Here is a 15,801-nt window from a genome sequence, read left to right as displayed (position 1 = left end):
CCTCCTCCATCAGTCGTTTCCGGACGGCCGACCGTGCCGTCGGCCGAGATCGTCGAAGAACCCGGCGATCGCTCGCCACACCGCGCTTCCCCCCGACATGCCCGTCCAGTGCCGCCGGATGAGCGCGACGAGTCGGAAGCAGTCGTCCACCGGCACCACCCACTGCTGAGCGCCGCCGCCGTGGGCCGTGCCCGTCCATACCAGGAACGCCTCGACCCGCGGCTTCAGCTCGGCCAGCGCGGGTGACCGCGCCTCGACCGTTCGCCAGGCGCCGGCGTCGACCTCCGACTCGGTGGTGCCGAGGGGGCTCGGATAATGCCCGAGTACGCGGCCGTCCCGCTGCTTCACGAAGAACACCAGACCGACCGGCACGCCGAGCTCGTCGGCGGGCGGGCCGGTCAACCGCCGGCCGCGAGCAGGGACGAGCTGGTACCGGCCGGCGCCGGCCGCCTCGCGTTCGAACAGCAGCGAACACGGCGCGCAGGCGCACAGCAGTTCCCCGTCCTGCTCGTCCCACACGTGCCGGTGCTCCGGGTTGACCGTTCCGGCGCACATGCCGCAGCGCTCGACCGCCGCCGTCCGCTGCCCCGCGCGGCGGATCGCCCGCTGCAGCGCGCCCGCTGTCATGCCCGGCCGCCCGACGCCGCCGGCCCCGCGGCTCGCCCCGCCTCGGTCAGCGTCGCCGCGCCGGTCCGGTCCGGCCGTTGCCACAGGGTGGCGATCGGAATCAGCGCCGGCCCCGGCTCGGGCGCCACCACGTCGACCGTGGACAACTCCGGCGCGAACGTCAGCACCTGCTCGCGCACCAGCTCGCGTACGGCCGCGCCACCACCGCCACACGACCTCGCCGACAGGCTGATCCGCGCCACCTCGCCCCGGACACCCATCAGCGCGACGTCGGCGCCCTGTGCCCGCAGCTGCGGCCGGAGGTCGTCGATCGCCCGGGCCACCCGCCGTTCCACCGGATCCGGGTGGATGCGGTGCAACAGCAGCAGGTGTCGCAGCAACTCGTCGCCGGTGAGCCGGTCGAGCGCGCCAGGGCTGTCGGCGAGGTCGGTGACCCGGGCCAGCGCCTCGCCGTACACCTCGGTCAGCAGCTCGACGGCCTCCAGCGCGAGCTCGGCGGTGCGGCCGGGGGTCTGCTCCAGCTGGCCGAGCACGGCGTCCAGGCGGGCCAGCCGCGGCTCGACGGCCGCGTCGGCGAGCCGCGGGAGTTCCGGCTGCTCAGCCATGCGACGCGCCGAACATCGGCGAGTGGATCTTCTTGAGCGTCTGCCCGCCGCCGACGTACATGTGCACCCCGCAGGGCAGGCAGGGATCGAAGCTGCGCACCGCCCGCATGATGTCCACGCCCTTGAAGTTGTCCGGGCCGTTCTCCTCGAAGATCGGCGTGTTCTGGATCGCGTCCTCGTACGGCCCGGGGGTGCCGTAGCTGTCGCGGGGGCTGCCGTTCCACGGCGTCGGCGGGTACGGGTGGTAGTTGGCGATCTTGCGGTCCCGGATCACGACGTGGTGCGACAGGAGGCCCCGGACGGCCTCGTGGAAGCCGCAGCCGATGGCCTCGTCCGGCACGTCGAACTCGGCGAACACCCGCATGTCGCCGCCGCGCATCCGCTCCATCGCACGCTCGAGGAAGTACAGCGCCATCGCCGCGGCGTACGCGATGAAGTAGGCCCGCGAGCGGTCCCGCTCCAGCGCGTTCGACCACTTCGGGATCTTCCACTCCAGCGTCATCTCGGGCAGCTGGTGGCTCTTCGGCAGCGAGATCAGCACGCTCTGCCCGGTCGACTTGACGTACGGGGTGTCGACCATCTTGGCCAGTGCGGTGGTGTACAGCCGGGCGAAGCAGCCGCCGCCGGTGTCCAGCGCGAGATGCTCGCCGCTGCTCTTGTCGAACCAGCGGGGGCTCATCACCCAGCTGTACTTGTCGTCGAAGTCGCGCTTCTGCGGATCGGGCAGGGTCGTCTGGTTCCAGGGGTGGCGGATGTCGACCGGGTTGCCGAGCGGGTCGTACTTGACGAACGGCTCCTCCTGGCCGGCCCAGTCCTTGTAGTACGAGCTGCCGAGCAGGATGCGGATGCCGAGGTTGATGTCCACCAGGTCGGTGGTGAGCAGCTTGCCGTCGACCACGATGCCAGGCGTGACGTGCATCGCCCGCCCCCAGTTCGTCATGGTCTCGTACTTGTAGTCGACGACGTCGGGGTTCTGGAACGAGCCCCAGCAGCCGAGCAGGACCCGGCGGCGACCGACCTCCTCGTAGCCGGGCAGCGCCTCGTACCAGAAGTCGAAGATGTCGTCGTTCATGGCGACGGCCTTCTTCACGAAGTCGAGGATGCTGATCAGCCGGGTCAGGTAGTCGGTGAACAGCGTCGGCTGCGGCATGGTGCCGACGCCGCCGGGGTAGACCGTCGACGGGTGGACGTGCCGGCCCTCCATGAGGCAGAACATCTCCCGGGTGGTCCGGCTGACCTTCAGCGCCTCCTTGTAGACCTCGCCCTCGAACGGGTTGTACGCCCGCATGATGTCGGCGATCGTCCGGTAGCCGTGGATGTCCCGGCCCGGTGCCGCGGTGGCTTCCGCGCGGGCGAGCACGCTGGGGTTGGTCTGCTTGACCATCGCCTCGCAGAAGTCGACGAAGACGAGATTGTCCTGGAAGAGGGTGTGGTCGAACATGTACTCGGCGGCCTCGCCGAGGTTGATGATCCACTCGGCGAGCGGCGGGGTCTTGACGCCGTAGGCCATGTTCTGCGCGTAGACGGAGCAGGTCGTGTGGTTGTCGCCGCAGATGCCGCAGATCCGGCTGGTGATGAAGCCGGCGTCCCGCGGGTCCTTGCCCTTCATGAACACGGAGTAGCCGCGGAACAGCGACGACGTGGTGTGGCATTCGGCAACCACCCGGTTCGCGAAGTCGATCTTCGTGTAGACGCCGAGGTTGCCGATGATCCGGGTGATCGGATCCCACGCCATCTCCACCAGTTCGCCGGGCTTCTTGCCGGCGGCCGGCTTCGGTTTCGTCGCGGTCACGGTCGGTTCCTCTCCTCTGCTGCCTGTCGGCGGGGGTCCGCCGGACCGTACGGGCGCCAGCGGGGGTTGTAGCCGCTGGTGAGCTCGGGGCCGTTGTGGTGCCACTTCGGTTCGCGGTTGGCGGTGACGTTGGTGAGGCCGCGCAGGCGGCGGATCACCGCGCCGTACGGCTTGATGAGCAGGGTGGACAGGCTGCCACCGGGAGGCATGTCCATGAACGGCATGAACTTGTCGGGGAAGCCCGGCATGGTGCAGCCGATGCAGATGCCGCCGACGTTGGGGCAGCCGCCCACACCGCCCATCCAGCCGCGCTTCGGGACGTTGCAGTTGATGACCGGGCCCCAGCAGCCGACCTTGACCTGGCACTTGGGCGAGTTGTAGTCCTTGGCGAAGTCGGCCTGCTCGTAGTAGGCGGCCCGGTCGCAGCCCTCGTGCACGGTCTTGCCGAACAGCCACTGCGGTCGCAGCATGTGGTCCAGCGGCGGGGGCGGCGCCGACCCCGCCGCGTGGTAGAGCACCCAGGTGAGGGTCTCCATGAAGTTCTCCGGCTGGATCGGGCAGCCGGGCACGTTCACGATCGGTAGGCCGCCCTGGGACCGGAAGTCCCACCCGAGATAGTCGGCCAGACCCATGCACCCCGTCGGGTTGCCCGCCATGGCGTGGATGCCGCCGTACGTCGCGCAGGTGCCGGCGGCGACGACCGCCCACGCCTTCGGCGCCAACTGGTCGATCCACCAGTTCAAGGTCAGCGGCTCACCGGTGCGCTCGTCGTTGCCGAACGACGTCCAGTACCCGTCGCCGTTGATGTTCTCGTTCGGGATCGAGCCCTCGATGACCAGGATGAACGGCTCGGTCATCTCGCCGCGGGCCGCCTTCCGGTACGGGGCCAGGAACTCCTCGCCGCCGGCCGCGGGTGACAGCACCTTGTTGTGCAGGTTGACCTTCGGCAGGCCGGGAATGAGCCCGAGGGCGATGTCCTCGATCGCCGGCTGCGCGGAGGCCGTCATCGACACGGAGTCCCCGTCACAACTCATGCCCTCGGAGATCCAGAGGATGGTGATCTCGTCGAACCCGTTCTCCTGCGGGATCACCGCGGTGGCGCCCTTGCTCTGACTCATGTGCGTGGCCTCCCTTGCATCCGATCCCGAAGCCGGTCGTAGATGGCCGCCACCGGCGCCGCGAGGGTGAGCGCCGGCGGCTTGTCCGGGGCGTGCGGGCGCGTCGGGGCCCGCTGCTTGCCCTGGTCGATCTCCTGGCCCAGCTCGCGGAGGGCCTGCTCGTCGGCTTGGGCGCACAGCTGCGGCATGAGCTCGTTCTCGTCGTCCTGCACGTGCCGGGCGACGGACGCCAGCCGCTCCATCAGCTCGTCCTGGGCGTGGTCGCCGGCCCGGCAGCGGTCGAGTTCGAGGAGCAGCTCCTTGATCGGCCGGTGCCCGGCGATGTGCCGGTCGACCTGCCCGTCGGCCAGCACCTGCGCGGCGAACGGGTAGAAGAGCACCTCTTCGAGCGCGGCGTGCTTCGTCAGTTCGCGGACGAGGATTTCCACGACGCCGCGGCGCTGTGCGTCGGATTCCGCCGCCCGGTAGTCGCGGAACAGCTGTTCCACCACGCGGTGGTCGTGCCGCAGCACCTCGGTGGCGTCCATCAGACCGCTCCCACTTCGACGTTCGCCACCGTGATCGACTCCAGTACCACGTCGTCGCTGCCGGCGACATCGATGTCGACGCCCCCGCACCGCGGACAGGCCACCATCGCGAGGTGGTCGTCGACCGGCCCGCTGCGGCCGCACTCGTGGCAGGCCACCGTCATCGGTTCGAGCACCAGGTCGACCGCGGTGTCCGCGGCGACCGTGCCGGCGGCGGCCAGCTGGATGCCCTGCGTGACGACGTCGGGGTCGACCGGATGCCCACCGATCCGCACCCGCAGCCCGGTCACCCGGCGGCCGGCCGCCCGGCGTACCGCCGCGTCCACGATCGCCTGGGACAAACCCGTCTCATGCACGCGTACCGACCTCCCGTTCACTGCCGTCTGCGGGCCTGCCTGGTGCAGGGCCCTCGCCGTGGGCGAGCCGCGCCGTCTCCTTCCGGACGATCCCGGCCACCGTCCGGACCGCCTCGTCGACCGCGGCGGCCACTGGATCGGAAAGCCCCATGCACTCGTCGAGGACGGCGGGCCGGCAACCCACCACGAGGACCCGGCCGACACTGCCGCCCAGACCGCGCAGCAGGCGCAGTACCGATTCGGGATCCATGCCGTGGGCGTCGGCGGCCGGCGCGGCCAGCACGTCGGCCGGCCGCAGCGACCAGCCCGGGTCGTCGAGATCCACCTGAAGTACGGCCAACGTCCCGGGCGGCTCGTCCAGCGGCAACGCGTCCACCAGGACCAACACGTCGTGGCGGCCGTCCAGCAGATCGTAGGCCAGATGCATCCCCCGGATCCCGTAATCGGACACATCCACCCCCGGTGGGAGGACCACGTCCCGGAGGCGCCGTACGACCTCGACGCCGAACGCGTCGTCGCCGAGGAAGATGTTGCCGATGCCGGCGACCAGGACCCGTCCGCCGTCGACGCTGCTCACGGCGCGCTCACCTCGCCCGTCAACGGTTCGACCTCCTCCGGCCGGAAGTGACGCAGGCGCCCGTACCACTGGTGCAGCTCCGCGCCCGGGTCGTCGTCCACCGTCACGGCGAGGAACCGGGTCCCGTCCACGTCGAGCAGCACCTGCTCCACCCGGGCGGTACGACCCGCCAGGAACATGTCGTGCGCGTCCGTGCCGCGTCGGCGGGGCCGTAACCGGACCCGGCTGCCCCGGGCCAGCAGGGTGCCCGCGACCAGCACGGTGTCCGTCTCCGGCGTGATCCCCGCATCGGCGCCCGGCTCCCACCACGGCCGGTCCGGATCCGGCTCGCCAGCGCCGTCCGGGCGTACCGGCGCCAGGGTGCGGATCGCCCCGTGCAACCGTTCGAGCACCTCGGGCGGCATGGTGTCGACCCGGTCGAGGATGGCGGCCGCCCGGGGATCGGTCGCCCGCGCCTCGCGCTTCTCCGCGTCGGAGAGCGTGAGCGTCCGCAGCGAGAGGATCTCGTCGATCTCGGTCGCGTCGTGCAGGTCGCCCGGGCTCTCCGGCGCGATCCGCGGGTGGTCGTAGAGGATGATGGGCGAGGAGAGCAGCACGTCGGCGGTGCCGGGCTCGCCGGCGAGCACCGGGAACGTGTGCACGTTGCGGCACTCCCGCGCCGCGGCCACCGCCCACTCGGGCGGGTCGAGCAGCGACAGGAACCGTCCCCGATCGACGGTGACCAGCGTGTGCGCCGCCAGCAGGCAGCGGTGCAACGCCTCGTCCCGGGGGCTGTCCGGCGGGGTCGTGTCGTCCGTGTTCTCGACCCGGATCCCGAGGCGCAGCAGGCGGAAGGGCGCCTCGGCCGGGGCGGCGGAGACGGTGACCGACGCCGACAACGGCCAGCGCCGGCGTACCACCCGACCGACCGGCTCGCCCCGGTCGTCGACTAGCGCCTCGACGTCCTCCCCGCCCGGCGCCCGGACGTCGAGGCGGCGGCCCCGCCGCAGGTCGCCGACGGACGTCGCCACCTCGTACTCGCGGGGCACCGCCTCGTCGAAGCTCAGCTCCGTGCGGCCACCGACCTCGATCCGGTCGACCGGCCGGTACCCGCCGTCGGCCGTCCGGCTCTCGGTCACCTTGCGCTGCACCTGCAGGAATCGCAGCCGGACGCGGACGATCGCCGTGTCCGGCGCCTCCACCAGGCACTCGGTCCGCTGCCACGGCGACTCCGCGGAGCCCGCCACGCCGCTGTCCACCAGGCCGTGCGCCTCGCCCCAGGCCGGCGGCACCAGGACCCCGAACTGCCAGCGGACCCGGTTCTTGCCCGATGATCGACGGTAGGGATAGAGCAGGTAGCCCTCGTACAGGATCGCGTCGGCGACCGCCTCGGCGCTGTCGAGACTGGGACTGTCGGTCCGCACCGTGCGCAACCCCCTTCGGGCATACGGGACCGCTCCGGCGAGCGGTCACCCTGGTCTAGCCCGTCCCGCGGAGCGGCCGTAAGTGCGCGCTGCCGGTAGGTGAGGACAGTGCTCACCGCACCGGGTGAGCCGACGGCAGTTGTCCGGCGCGGGTCGCGCTCACCGGGACCCGGCGTGCCGGCGTTCCTGCGACGCCTGTCCTGGCCCCGCGCGGGATCCGGAATATTCGATGTCGATCAGTCGGTGCGCGCCGCTATGGTCGCCACATGATCGAGGTGCGCGACCTGGCCAAGCATTTCCGGGTGCACCGCCGACAACCCGGCCTGCGCGCCTCGCTACGCTCGCTCGTCCGGCGCGAGCACCTCACCGTCCGCGCGGTCGAGCAGGTCAGCTTCACGATCCCTGCGGGCGAGGTCGTCGGCTTCCTCGGCCCCAACGGCGCCGGCAAGACCACCACCCTGAAATGCCTGACCGGCCTGCTGCACCCCACCGCCGGCGCCGTACGGGTGCTCGGGCACACCCCGCACCACCGGGAGCCCGCGTTCCTGCGCCGGATCTCACTGGTGATGGGCCAGCGCAACGCCCTGTTCTGGGATCTGCCCGCCGCCGACGCGTTCGAGGTCAACCGCGCGATCTACGGCCTCGCCGAGGGCCCGTACCGGTCGGCGCTCGACGAAATGGTCACCCTGCTGGACCTCGCGCCGCTGCTGCACAAGCAGGTCCGGGTGCTCAGCCTCGGCGAGCGGATGCGCTGCGAGCTGGCCGGCGCCCTGCTGCACCGGCCCGACGTGCTCTTCCTCGACGAGCCGACGCTCGGTCTGGACGTCAACGGCCAGGCGGCGGTGCGCACCTTCCTGCGCGACTACAACGCCCGCTACGGCGCGACGGTCCTGCTCACCAGCCACTACATGGGCGACGTCACGACGCTGGCCCGCCGGGTGCTGGTCATCGACCACGGCACCCTGCGCTTCGACGGCGATCTCGCCGCGCTGGTCGAGGCCCACTCACCGCACCGGCTGGTCCGGGTCACCCTGCGCGAGGCCGTACCGGCGCAGACCTGGGTCGGCCTCGGCGAGGTGTCCGAGGTGGACGGTGCCGTGGTCACCCTGGCGGTGCCGCGCGCCGAGACCGCCGCGGTCGCCGCCCGGCTGCTCACCACCCTCCCGGTCGAGGACGTCGCGATCGAGGACCCGCCGGTGGAGGACATCATCCGGGCGGTCTTCGCCCATGCGTGACGTCCTCACCGCATACCCGCCACTGGTGCGCAGCGCGACGCTGGTGGCGGCGACCTACCGGGGGCGCGTCGCGCTGTCGCTGCTCACCGGCTTCTTCCCGCTGCTGCTGATGGGGGTGTGGCTCACCGTCGTCGCCGAGGGCGGCCCGCCGAAGGGCTGGACCACCGGCGACTTCCTGTCCTACTACGCGGCGGCGACCCTGCTGTGGAACCTCTCCGGCGACCACGTCGTCTGGCAGTGGGACGCGGACATGCGCAGCGGTGACCTGTCCGTGCGGCTGCTGCGCCCGGTGCACCCCTTCCACCAGTACGCCACCAACGACCTCGGCCACCGCCTGGTCTTCCTGACCGTGCTGGTGCCGGCCCTGGTGCTCGCCGCGCTGCTGGTGCCGGGCCTGGACTATCCGGCCGGTCCCGTCCGGCTCGCCGCCGTTGCCGCCGCGCTCGTCCTCGCGTACGCGGTCAGCCTGCTCATGGCGTCGACGTTCGCGCTGATCGGGTTCTGGAGCACCCAGACGTCCAACGCGTGGCTGCTGTGGTGGGGGCTGGGCTCGTTCGCCTCCGGTTGGGTCGCGCCGCTGGCGCTGATGCCGGACTGGCTGCGCAGCGTCGCGGTGGTGCTGCCGTTCCGCACCGCGATGGGTTTCCCGGTGGAACTGCTGATGGGCCGCCTCGACGCGCGGGAGGCCGCGTACGGCTTCGCCGTCGGGCTCGGCTGGCTCGCCGCCTTCGCCGTGCTGTACCGGGTCATCTGGCGGCACGGCGTCCGCCGCTACCAGGCGGTGGCCGGGTGAACGGCTGGTCCCGGCACGCCCGGGTCCTCGCGATCTGCTGGCGGGCGGCGGTGGCCGGCGAGGTGGAATACCGGTTCAACTTCTTCTCGAACGTGGCGCTCAGCGCCTTCTGGATGGTGTGGGCGGCGGCCGGCGCGTCGGTCTACTTCCGCTTCACCGGCGCGGTGGCCGGCTGGACGCAGGCCGAGGTGCTTGTCGTGATCGGCCTGTTCTTCACCCTCAACGGCCTGCGCCAGGCGCTGTTGCAGCCCAACCTGGAGCGGATGACCGACTACGTACGCCTGGGCACCCTCGATTTCCTGCTCACCAAGCCGTTCGACGCGCAACTGCTGGTGAGCCTGCGGCAGGTGCGGGTCAACAACCTGCTGGACCCGGTGCTGGGCCTGGCCCTGGCCACCGTCGGGGTGGTCCTGTCCGGCCGCGGCGTGTCGGTGGTCGCGCTGGCCGCGTTCGGGCTGCTGCTGGGCTGCGCCGTGCTGCTGCTGTACGCCCTGACCGTGCTGCTCATGGCGCTCGCCGTGGTGCTGGTGGCCGCCGAGGAACTCGGCCGGGTCTCGTACGCCTTCGTCGAACTGTCCCGCTTCCCGGTGGAGCTGTACCGCAACCCGGTGCAGGCGATCCTCACCGTGGTGCCGGTGGCGTTCCTCACCACGTACCCCGCGGCGGCCCTGCTGGGCCGGCTCGACCCGTACCTGCTGCTGATCGCGCCGGCGGTGGCGGCCGGCGCCGTCGTCGTGGCCTCTCTCGCCTGGCGCCGCTCGCTGCGCTCCTACGCCGGCGCCAGCGCGTAGGAGACGCCCCGACGCGATCAGCGGAACAGGCAGAACGGGTGGCCGGCCGGGTCGAGGTGCACCCGCACGTCGTCCTGCGGCTGGAAGTCGGCCACGGTGGCGCCGGCGGCCACCGCGTGGGCGGAGGCGGCGTCGAGGTCGTCGACCTGAATGTCCAGGTGGGCCATCATCTGCGGCTCCCGCGGGCCGGCCGGCCAGACCGGCCGCACGTACGCCGGCTCGGTCTGGAAGGACAGGCCGGCACCGGCGTCCGGCGGGCGCAGCGTGACCCAGTCCGGCTGGTCCTCGTGCCGCGACCAGCCGAGCAGGCGTTCGTAGAACGCGGCGAGCTCCTGGGCGTCGGGGGAGTCCAGCACGGTGGCGGCCAGGGTCAGCCGAGGTCGAGCTGCCATGGCGGGGTCCATACCCGGATGGCGCCCGCCGTACCCGTCGGACTAGCGGCAATCCCGCCAGGCCCCGCTCAAAAGCCGGAGGAGTTCTGGCCGCGCCGCCACACCTCGCCCTGGACGCCGTGGCGCTCCGCCGCGTGCCGTTCCTGGGCCGACCGGGCGTCGCGGGCCGCCGCCGAATCCTCCGGCGACGAGAGGCGGTTTCGGTCCCGCCAACCGACGAAGACGAACACCGCGATCAGCAACACGACGAACACCGCGACAGACACCAGCACAGCCGTCATGCCGTCGACGCTACGACAGGTCCGCCAGTGGACGGCCGCTCCGTTTCCCGCCCGACCGGCGGTGCGGGACATCGGCGGGCCTGCCGGCCGGCGTCGTCCCGACCGGGCTCACGGCTTGCGGGCCACCGCGGCGTACATGGACGCCTGGGCGACCGGCGTGCGCAGCTCCGCTGGATCGTCCGGCTGCCACTCGGTGACCGGGGTGATGCCGGGCGGGACGAGTTCGAGGCCGTCGAAGAACGCGGCGAACTGGTCCCTGCTCCGGAACGCCATGTCGATCATGCTGGCGGTGGTGACCGGTGCCGCGGTGGCGGCGACGGTCCGCGGCACCAGGTCGGTGGTGGCGTGCGAGACCACCAGGTAGCTGCCCGAGGGCAGCGCGTCGACCAGCCGGCGGGTGATCGCGTACGGGTCGTCGGCGTCGGTGAGGAAGTGCAGGATGGCCACCAGCATCAGCCCCAACGGCCGGTCCAGGTCGAGGGTGGCGCGTACGTCGGGGTGGTCCAGGATCCGCTCCGGGTCGCGCAGGTCGGCGTCCACGTACGCGGTGGCGCCCGCGGGCGTGCTGGTCAACAGGGCACGCGCGTGCGTGAGCACGATCGGGTCGTTGTCCACATACACCACCCGCGACTCCGGGGCGACGCCCTGGGCGACCTCGTGCATGTTCGGACTGGTCGGGATCCCGGTGCCGATGTCGAGGAACTGTCGGACGCCGGCGCTCTCGGTCAGGTAGCGGGTCGCCCGCTGCATGAACCGCCGGTTCTCGATCACCGTGGTCCGGATCGCTGGGTAGGCGGCGGCCACCGCATCGCCGGATTGCCGGTCCGCCGCGAAGTTGTCCTTGCCGCCCAGCCAGTAGTCGTAGCGGCGGGCGGGATGGGGCACCGACGGGTCGATCCGCGACGACGGGGTGGGCTCCTCCAAAGCGGGGTGGACTTCCGACCCGACATCCGCCATGGCGACCTCCTACGCTCCCCGGGCAGCAACCGCGATCGTAGCGGTCGGACACGTCTCCCGGGGCCCCCGATGCACCCACCGACACCGCACGCCTTCGCCGTGGCGCGCGGGGTAGCGGCCCGTCCCGCGTAGGCTGGCCGGCGTGGATCAGGAAGACCGCATCGCACTGTTCCTCGACTACGAGAACCTGGCGCTGGGCGTACGCGACCATCACGGCGGACGGGCGTTCGACTTCCGGCCCATCGCCGACGCCCTCGCCGAACGGGGCCGGGTGGTGGTACGCCGGGCGTACGCCGACTGGTCGTACTTCGACGAGGACCGCCGAATGCTCACCCGCTCGCACGTCGAACTCATCGAGATACCGCAGCGGATGGGCGCCTCGCGGAAGAACGCCGCCGACATCAAGATGGCCGTCGACGCGGTGGAGTTGGCCTTCGAGCGGGAGTACATCTCCACGTTCGTAATCTGCACCGGGGACAGCGACTTCACTCCGCTCGTACACAAGCTGCGCGAGCTCAACAAGCGGGTCATCGGGGTGGGGGTGGAGAAGTCGACGTCGGCGCTGCTGCCGCCCGCGTGCGACGAGTTCCTCTACTACGAGCGCCTCGAGGGCGTCGACCTGCCCGCGCCGTCCGAGCGGCGCGGCCGCCCCCGGACGACCGGCCCGGAGGCGCGCCCGCCGGTGGAGCCGCAGCCCGAGCCGCAGCCGGCGGAGGAACCGGCGCGCGGCGTCGACCGGCTCGCGGTCTTCGTGGCCCAGACCGTGGCGGGGCTCCAGGGCAGCTCCAGCGGCGAGGTGACCGCCTCGGGCCTGAAGCGGACCCTGCTGCGCAAGGACCCCACGTTCAGCGAATCCGACTACGGCTTCCGCACCTTCGGTGAACTCCTGCGCCACCTGGCCGAGCACAACGTGATCGAGCTGTCCGAAGGGCCGGCCAAGGGGGATCCCGAGGTGTCGCTGCCCGAGCGCGGCGACCGCGAGGCGGCGTTCGCGCTGTTGCGCTCCGTCGTCGCGGACCTGGCCGGCGCCGACGGAGCGGTGGCCCTGTCCGGCCTGAAGAACCAGCTGCGCCGGGCCCGGCCGGACTTCAGCGAGAAGAAGCTCGGCTACCGCAGCTTCCTGCAGTTCTGCACAGCGGCCGCCACCAGCGGAATCGTCGACCTGCAGTGGAGCCCGGAGGCGGACGACTACCTGCTCACCCCACGCAGCTCCTGACCTCGCCCCGGCGCACCCGCCGACCGACGCGGCGCGGTTGCCCGGCCGCTCAGCTGCCGGCCGACGGACACAGGAGCGAGTCCAGCAGCGGCAGCCGGAGGGGATCCAGGCAGACGCTCAGCACCGGTGGGTCGGCGGGCGGCGGCTCGCTGCTCGGGGCGGGCGCGGGTGTGGGGGCGGCGCTCGACGGCGGCGGCGCGGCCGGGGGAGCGGCGGTGGTCGGTGCCGGCTGGCCGGCCGGTGGCGTTCTGGTGACCCGGGCGGCGGGCGGGGCGGGCCGCGGCCGCCCCGAGGTGGTGCGCGGGGCGGGTCGGGTCGCCTCGGGCGTCTCCGTGGTGGTCAGCGCCACGGACACGGCCGCCGGGGAGGGCACCGGACCGGTGCCGGGCGCCGCCGGGCGGGCGGACGGGCTCGGGAAGACCTCGACGGTGCCGTTGGGTTCCTCCACGGGGGCCATCCCGCTCGCACCCGGCTGTGCGCGGTATGGCACGTCGGCCGGCCCGGGGGTGACGGCGCCGGTGGTCAGCGCCGCGAACGCCACCGCGACGACGACAGCGGCGGCGGCGGCCATCCGCTCCGGCGGCAGCAGGGCCGTCGGCGCGTCCTGGGGCGCCACCGGTGGCGGGGGCGCTGGCCGCACGGCGCGGTGGGCCGCCAGCAGGGCGTCGACCTGCGGGGCGACGGCGGCCCGTTGCCCGCTGGCGGCGGCGAAGGCGAGGGTGAGATAGAAGCGGAAGTTCACCGTCGCGGTGCCGGGCACCTGCAACCCGGCGGGCCGACGCCCGTCCGCGGTGTGCAGGAGGGTCACCGGGACCTCCGGATGGTGGCCAGGCCCCAGCAGCTCCCGGTACGTCCACTCGCGCCGGCCGCTGCGCCCGCCGAAGGCGACCCGGCGGTCGGTCACGACCGCCATCCCGGTGTCGACCACGCGCAACCCCTTGGGCAGCGCCGGGCCGGACGACTCGACGGGGGTGGCGCCGAGCGCCAGGGCGGGCGGCGGCAGCCCGGCGATGTGTCGGGCCTCCGCCTCGACCAACTCGGCGCTCGGCAGTACGCGGTAGAGGACCTCGCCGTCGTCGAGCTCCACAGGCAGGCCGGTGCGGGGCTGGGTGCACCCGAGGAACCCGGTGGCCTCGATGCGCAGTCGCACGAGCTGCTCCTCGCGGCGGCGCCACGCCTCGACCTCGGCGTCGTACGCGCGCCGCCGCCGGTCGTTCTCGCGGTGCGCCCACGCCACCTGCCGTCGGGACTGTGCCGCGGCGTACCTGGGGGCGATGACTGACCGTTGCGCCGTCACACCTCGTACAACGGCCGCCGAGGGTGACGGACACGAGGCGGGTAGTAACCGGTCCCATTCCTCCCGGAAGAGGAGGGAAGGTCGCGTGGCTTCACGATCGGCGCGCGAGCGACGTCGACCCGCGACGGAGAAACGGCGGCGGCCCGGGAACTTCTCGACGCCGCGAAGCGACCAACAGAGGGCGCGCGACCCGGCCGGGTCCGTGACCGGTCGGCCGTGCGGTCGGAGGAGGCGCAGGAATGAACCGAGCGAGGCCAGCTCCCGTACCGTTGATCATGATAGCGACGGACCGGCCGGCCGGTCACGGATGACCGCGCACGCCGACGACGCGCAGGTCACCCGGTGGGCGCAGCTGGCCGGCCGAGGTGACCAGCAGGCCGCCGCCGCGTTCGTCCGGGCCCTCCAGGGCCCGGTGTGGCGGTTCCTCGCGCACCTGGCCGGCCCGGCCGAGGCCGACGACCTGGCCCAGGAGACGTTCCTGCGCGCGCTGCGCAGCCTGCCCGGCTTCGCCGGCCGCTCGTCGGCCCGGACCTGGCTGTTCACCATCGCCCGCCGGGTCGCCGTGGACCACGTACGGGCCGCCGCGGCCCGCCCGCGGGTGTCCGCGCTGACCGACTCGGGAGCGGGCCGCCGAGGCGGCCGGGGCGGTCACCTCCGGCGGCGACGACGCCGTGACCCTGCGGCGGCTCATCGCCGCCCTGGCGCCCGAACGGCGGGAGGCGTTCGTCGCCACCCAGCTGGTCGGCCTGTCCTACGCCGAGGCCGCGCAGGTGTGCGGCTGCCCGGTCGGCACCATCCGGTCTCGCGTCGCCCGGGCCCGCGAGGACCTGGTCGCCGCCTGGCAGGGCGACACCCGGGGAAGCCGCGTGGTCTGAGCCGGCCCCGCCGGCCCGGGTCCGTCCCCGCCGGGCCCGGGCACGACCCCGTCGCGCACCGGCCGAGCCGGCCCACCCGCGCGCCGTCCGGCGGTCAGGCCGCCTGGCGGTCGCGGGCCTGCGCGGAGTACGGCGGCAGCAGGCGCAGCGGCGCCACCTCCGGCTGTTCCTCCAGCCGCAGCGACCACCGCGACCCCGATGAGCGGCCCTGCCGGGGCGGGGTGCCGCCCGTGCGCCACCGCGGCCGGGACAGCAGCAGCATGACCACCCAGCCGACGAGCAGGAACCCGTGGCTTACCAGTCGCTGCACCGCCACCTGCCCGGTGATCAGGTCGTTCACCGACAGCAGCACCAGCGTGGCGACGAAGGCGCTGAGCATCGGCAGCAGCCCCGCCGGCGCGGACCGGCGCAGCGCCACGTACAGGAACCCGGCGCCCACGGCCACGTTCCACGCCGCGGACTCATGCCACAGGTGCTGGCCGGAGGTGTGCACGTGTCCGATGACGGCGTCCCGGCCGACCTGCGCCATCCCGAGCACCAGCTGCACCGCCCCGAGCAGCCCCAGCACGCCTCGCAGCCCGAGCGCCACGCGCTCCCGCCCGGCGGGCCGGGCGGGAGTCGGGGGTGCGGCCGCGAGCACCGCGTCGACCAGGTCGGGCACCTGCGGCACGACGTGCGTACGCGCCCGCCGGGTCACGGCCGCCGCCGCGTCGAACCACTCCCGGCAGCCGGCGCAGGACTCCAGGTGCCCCTCGGCCGCCGCAGCCTCGGCTGCCGACGCCTCACCGTCCAGCTGCGCCGACAGGATCTCCCGCCACTGCTCACACGCCATGTAGAGGTAGTCGTCGGCGGCGCCCACCTGGTTCCCGGCTCCCCGGCGGCCGGCGCCGCCCGACGGTTCGTCGATCGTGTGCCATTCTGCTTCCTACTCGTTGCTCATAGTTGAGTGGTTCGGATGG

Annotated in this window: 17 protein-coding genes and 1 pseudogene; 5 read left to right on the top strand and 13 right to left on the bottom strand. The window is 72.8% G+C overall.

Annotated elements, in window-relative coordinates:
* Nucleotides 1–9: 9 nt before the first annotated feature.
* Genes ACY34I_RS22130 through ACY34I_RS22095 form a run of 8 tightly spaced genes read right to left on the bottom strand, consistent with a single transcriptional unit; the run spans nucleotide 10 to nucleotide 7,005 of the window.
* Entirely contained in the window at nucleotides 10–627 is a 618-nt protein-coding gene (locus ACY34I_RS22130; protein ID WP_462756983.1) for a DUF5947 family protein, read from the bottom strand.
* A complete protein-coding gene (locus tag ACY34I_RS22125; protein ID WP_462756982.1) occupies nucleotides 624–1,232 on the bottom strand; it encodes a hypothetical protein in 609 nt (202 codons plus the stop codon). The genes ACY34I_RS22130 and ACY34I_RS22125 overlap by 4 nt, the downstream gene beginning before the upstream one ends.
* Entirely contained in the window at nucleotides 1,225–3,024 is a 1,800-nt protein-coding gene (locus ACY34I_RS22120) for a nickel-dependent hydrogenase large subunit (protein WP_462756981.1), read from the bottom strand. Before ACY34I_RS22120 ends, ACY34I_RS22125 begins: the two co-directional genes overlap by 8 nt.
* A complete protein-coding gene (locus ACY34I_RS22115) occupies nucleotides 3,021–4,142 on the bottom strand; it encodes an NADH-quinone oxidoreductase subunit B family protein (RefSeq protein WP_462756980.1) in 1,122 nt (373 codons plus the stop codon). Before ACY34I_RS22115 ends, ACY34I_RS22120 begins: the two co-directional genes overlap by 4 nt.
* Entirely contained in the window at nucleotides 4,139–4,669 is a 531-nt protein-coding gene (locus ACY34I_RS22110; protein ID WP_462756979.1) for a hemerythrin domain-containing protein, read from the bottom strand. Before ACY34I_RS22110 ends, ACY34I_RS22115 begins: the two co-directional genes overlap by 4 nt.
* Entirely contained in the window at nucleotides 4,669–5,025 is a 357-nt protein-coding gene (locus tag ACY34I_RS22105; protein WP_222870791.1) for a hydrogenase maturation nickel metallochaperone HypA, read from the bottom strand. Before ACY34I_RS22105 ends, ACY34I_RS22110 begins: the two co-directional genes overlap by 1 nt.
* Complete coding sequence (locus ACY34I_RS22100) at nucleotides 5,018–5,602, bottom strand: hydrogenase maturation protease (protein WP_462756978.1); 585 nt, start codon at nucleotides 5,600–5,602, stop codon at nucleotides 5,018–5,020. Before ACY34I_RS22100 ends, ACY34I_RS22105 begins: the two co-directional genes overlap by 8 nt.
* A complete protein-coding gene (locus ACY34I_RS22095; protein WP_462756977.1) occupies nucleotides 5,599–7,005 on the bottom strand; it encodes a hypothetical protein in 1,407 nt (468 codons plus the stop codon). Before ACY34I_RS22095 ends, ACY34I_RS22100 begins: the two co-directional genes overlap by 4 nt.
* 266 nt (nucleotides 7,006–7,271) lie before the next feature.
* Between ACY34I_RS22095 and ACY34I_RS22090 the strand changes: the two genes are divergently transcribed.
* The 3 genes from ACY34I_RS22090 to ACY34I_RS22080 are packed head-to-tail and all read left to right on the top strand — an operon-like array spanning nucleotide 7,272 to nucleotide 9,824.
* Nucleotides 7,272–8,240 (top strand): ABC transporter ATP-binding protein, encoded by a 969-nt coding sequence (locus tag ACY34I_RS22090; RefSeq protein WP_462756976.1) that lies wholly within the window; start codon nucleotides 7,272–7,274, stop codon nucleotides 8,238–8,240.
* Nucleotides 8,233–9,033, top strand: coding sequence for an ABC transporter permease (locus ACY34I_RS22085; RefSeq protein ID WP_462756975.1), 801 nt, complete (start codon nucleotides 8,233–8,235; stop codon nucleotides 9,031–9,033). The genes ACY34I_RS22090 and ACY34I_RS22085 overlap by 8 nt, the downstream gene beginning before the upstream one ends.
* The gene (locus ACY34I_RS22080; RefSeq protein WP_462756974.1) at nucleotides 9,030–9,824 is read left to right on the top strand and encodes an ABC transporter permease; all 795 of its coding nucleotides are present in this window, start codon (nucleotides 9,030–9,032) and stop codon (nucleotides 9,822–9,824) included. Before ACY34I_RS22085 ends, ACY34I_RS22080 begins: the two co-directional genes overlap by 4 nt.
* A gap of 17 nt (nucleotides 9,825–9,841) precedes the next feature.
* On the opposite strand, the gene ACY34I_RS22075 is transcribed toward ACY34I_RS22080, so the two are convergent.
* The 3 genes from ACY34I_RS22075 to ACY34I_RS22065 form a co-directional block, all read right to left on the bottom strand.
* On the bottom strand, nucleotides 9,842–10,216 hold the full coding sequence (locus tag ACY34I_RS22075) for a VOC family protein (protein WP_462756973.1): 375 nt from the start codon (nucleotides 10,214–10,216) through the stop codon (nucleotides 9,842–9,844).
* A gap of 68 nt (nucleotides 10,217–10,284) precedes the next feature.
* On the bottom strand, nucleotides 10,285–10,497 hold the full coding sequence (locus ACY34I_RS22070) for a hypothetical protein (protein ID WP_462756972.1): 213 nt from the start codon (nucleotides 10,495–10,497) through the stop codon (nucleotides 10,285–10,287).
* Between the two features lie 108 nt (nucleotides 10,498–10,605).
* Nucleotides 10,606–11,454 carry an SAM-dependent methyltransferase gene (locus ACY34I_RS22065; RefSeq protein WP_462756971.1) on the bottom strand — a complete coding sequence of 283 codons (849 nt, stop codon included), beginning with the start codon at nucleotides 11,452–11,454 and terminating at the stop codon, nucleotides 10,606–10,608.
* Between the two features lie 142 nt (nucleotides 11,455–11,596).
* Here ACY34I_RS22065 and ACY34I_RS22060 point away from each other — a divergent pair, with 142 nt between their 5' ends.
* Complete coding sequence (locus ACY34I_RS22060; protein ID WP_462756970.1) at nucleotides 11,597–12,670, top strand: NYN domain-containing protein; 1,074 nt, start codon at nucleotides 11,597–11,599, stop codon at nucleotides 12,668–12,670.
* A gap of 49 nt (nucleotides 12,671–12,719) precedes the next feature.
* On the opposite strand, the gene ACY34I_RS22055 is transcribed toward ACY34I_RS22060, so the two are convergent.
* Entirely contained in the window at nucleotides 12,720–13,907 is a 1,188-nt protein-coding gene (locus ACY34I_RS22055; protein WP_462756969.1) for a hypothetical protein, read from the bottom strand.
* 367 nt (nucleotides 13,908–14,274) lie between these two features.
* On the opposite strand from ACY34I_RS22055, the pseudogene ACY34I_RS22050 reads away from it, so the two are divergent.
* Nucleotides 14,275–14,842: pseudogene (locus tag ACY34I_RS22050) on the top strand (sigma-70 family RNA polymerase sigma factor).
* A gap of 94 nt (nucleotides 14,843–14,936) precedes the next feature.
* Here ACY34I_RS22050 and ACY34I_RS22045 read toward each other — a convergent pair.
* Entirely contained in the window at nucleotides 14,937–15,674 is a 738-nt protein-coding gene (locus ACY34I_RS22045; protein WP_462757068.1) for a zf-HC2 domain-containing protein, read from the bottom strand.
* Nucleotides 15,675–15,801: the final 127 nt, after the last annotated feature.

Source organism: Micromonospora sp. RTBAU3-60 (assembly GCF_054963695.1).
The sequence above is the reverse complement of the archived record's forward strand: the minus strand, read 5'-3'. Positions and strand labels throughout refer to the sequence as shown.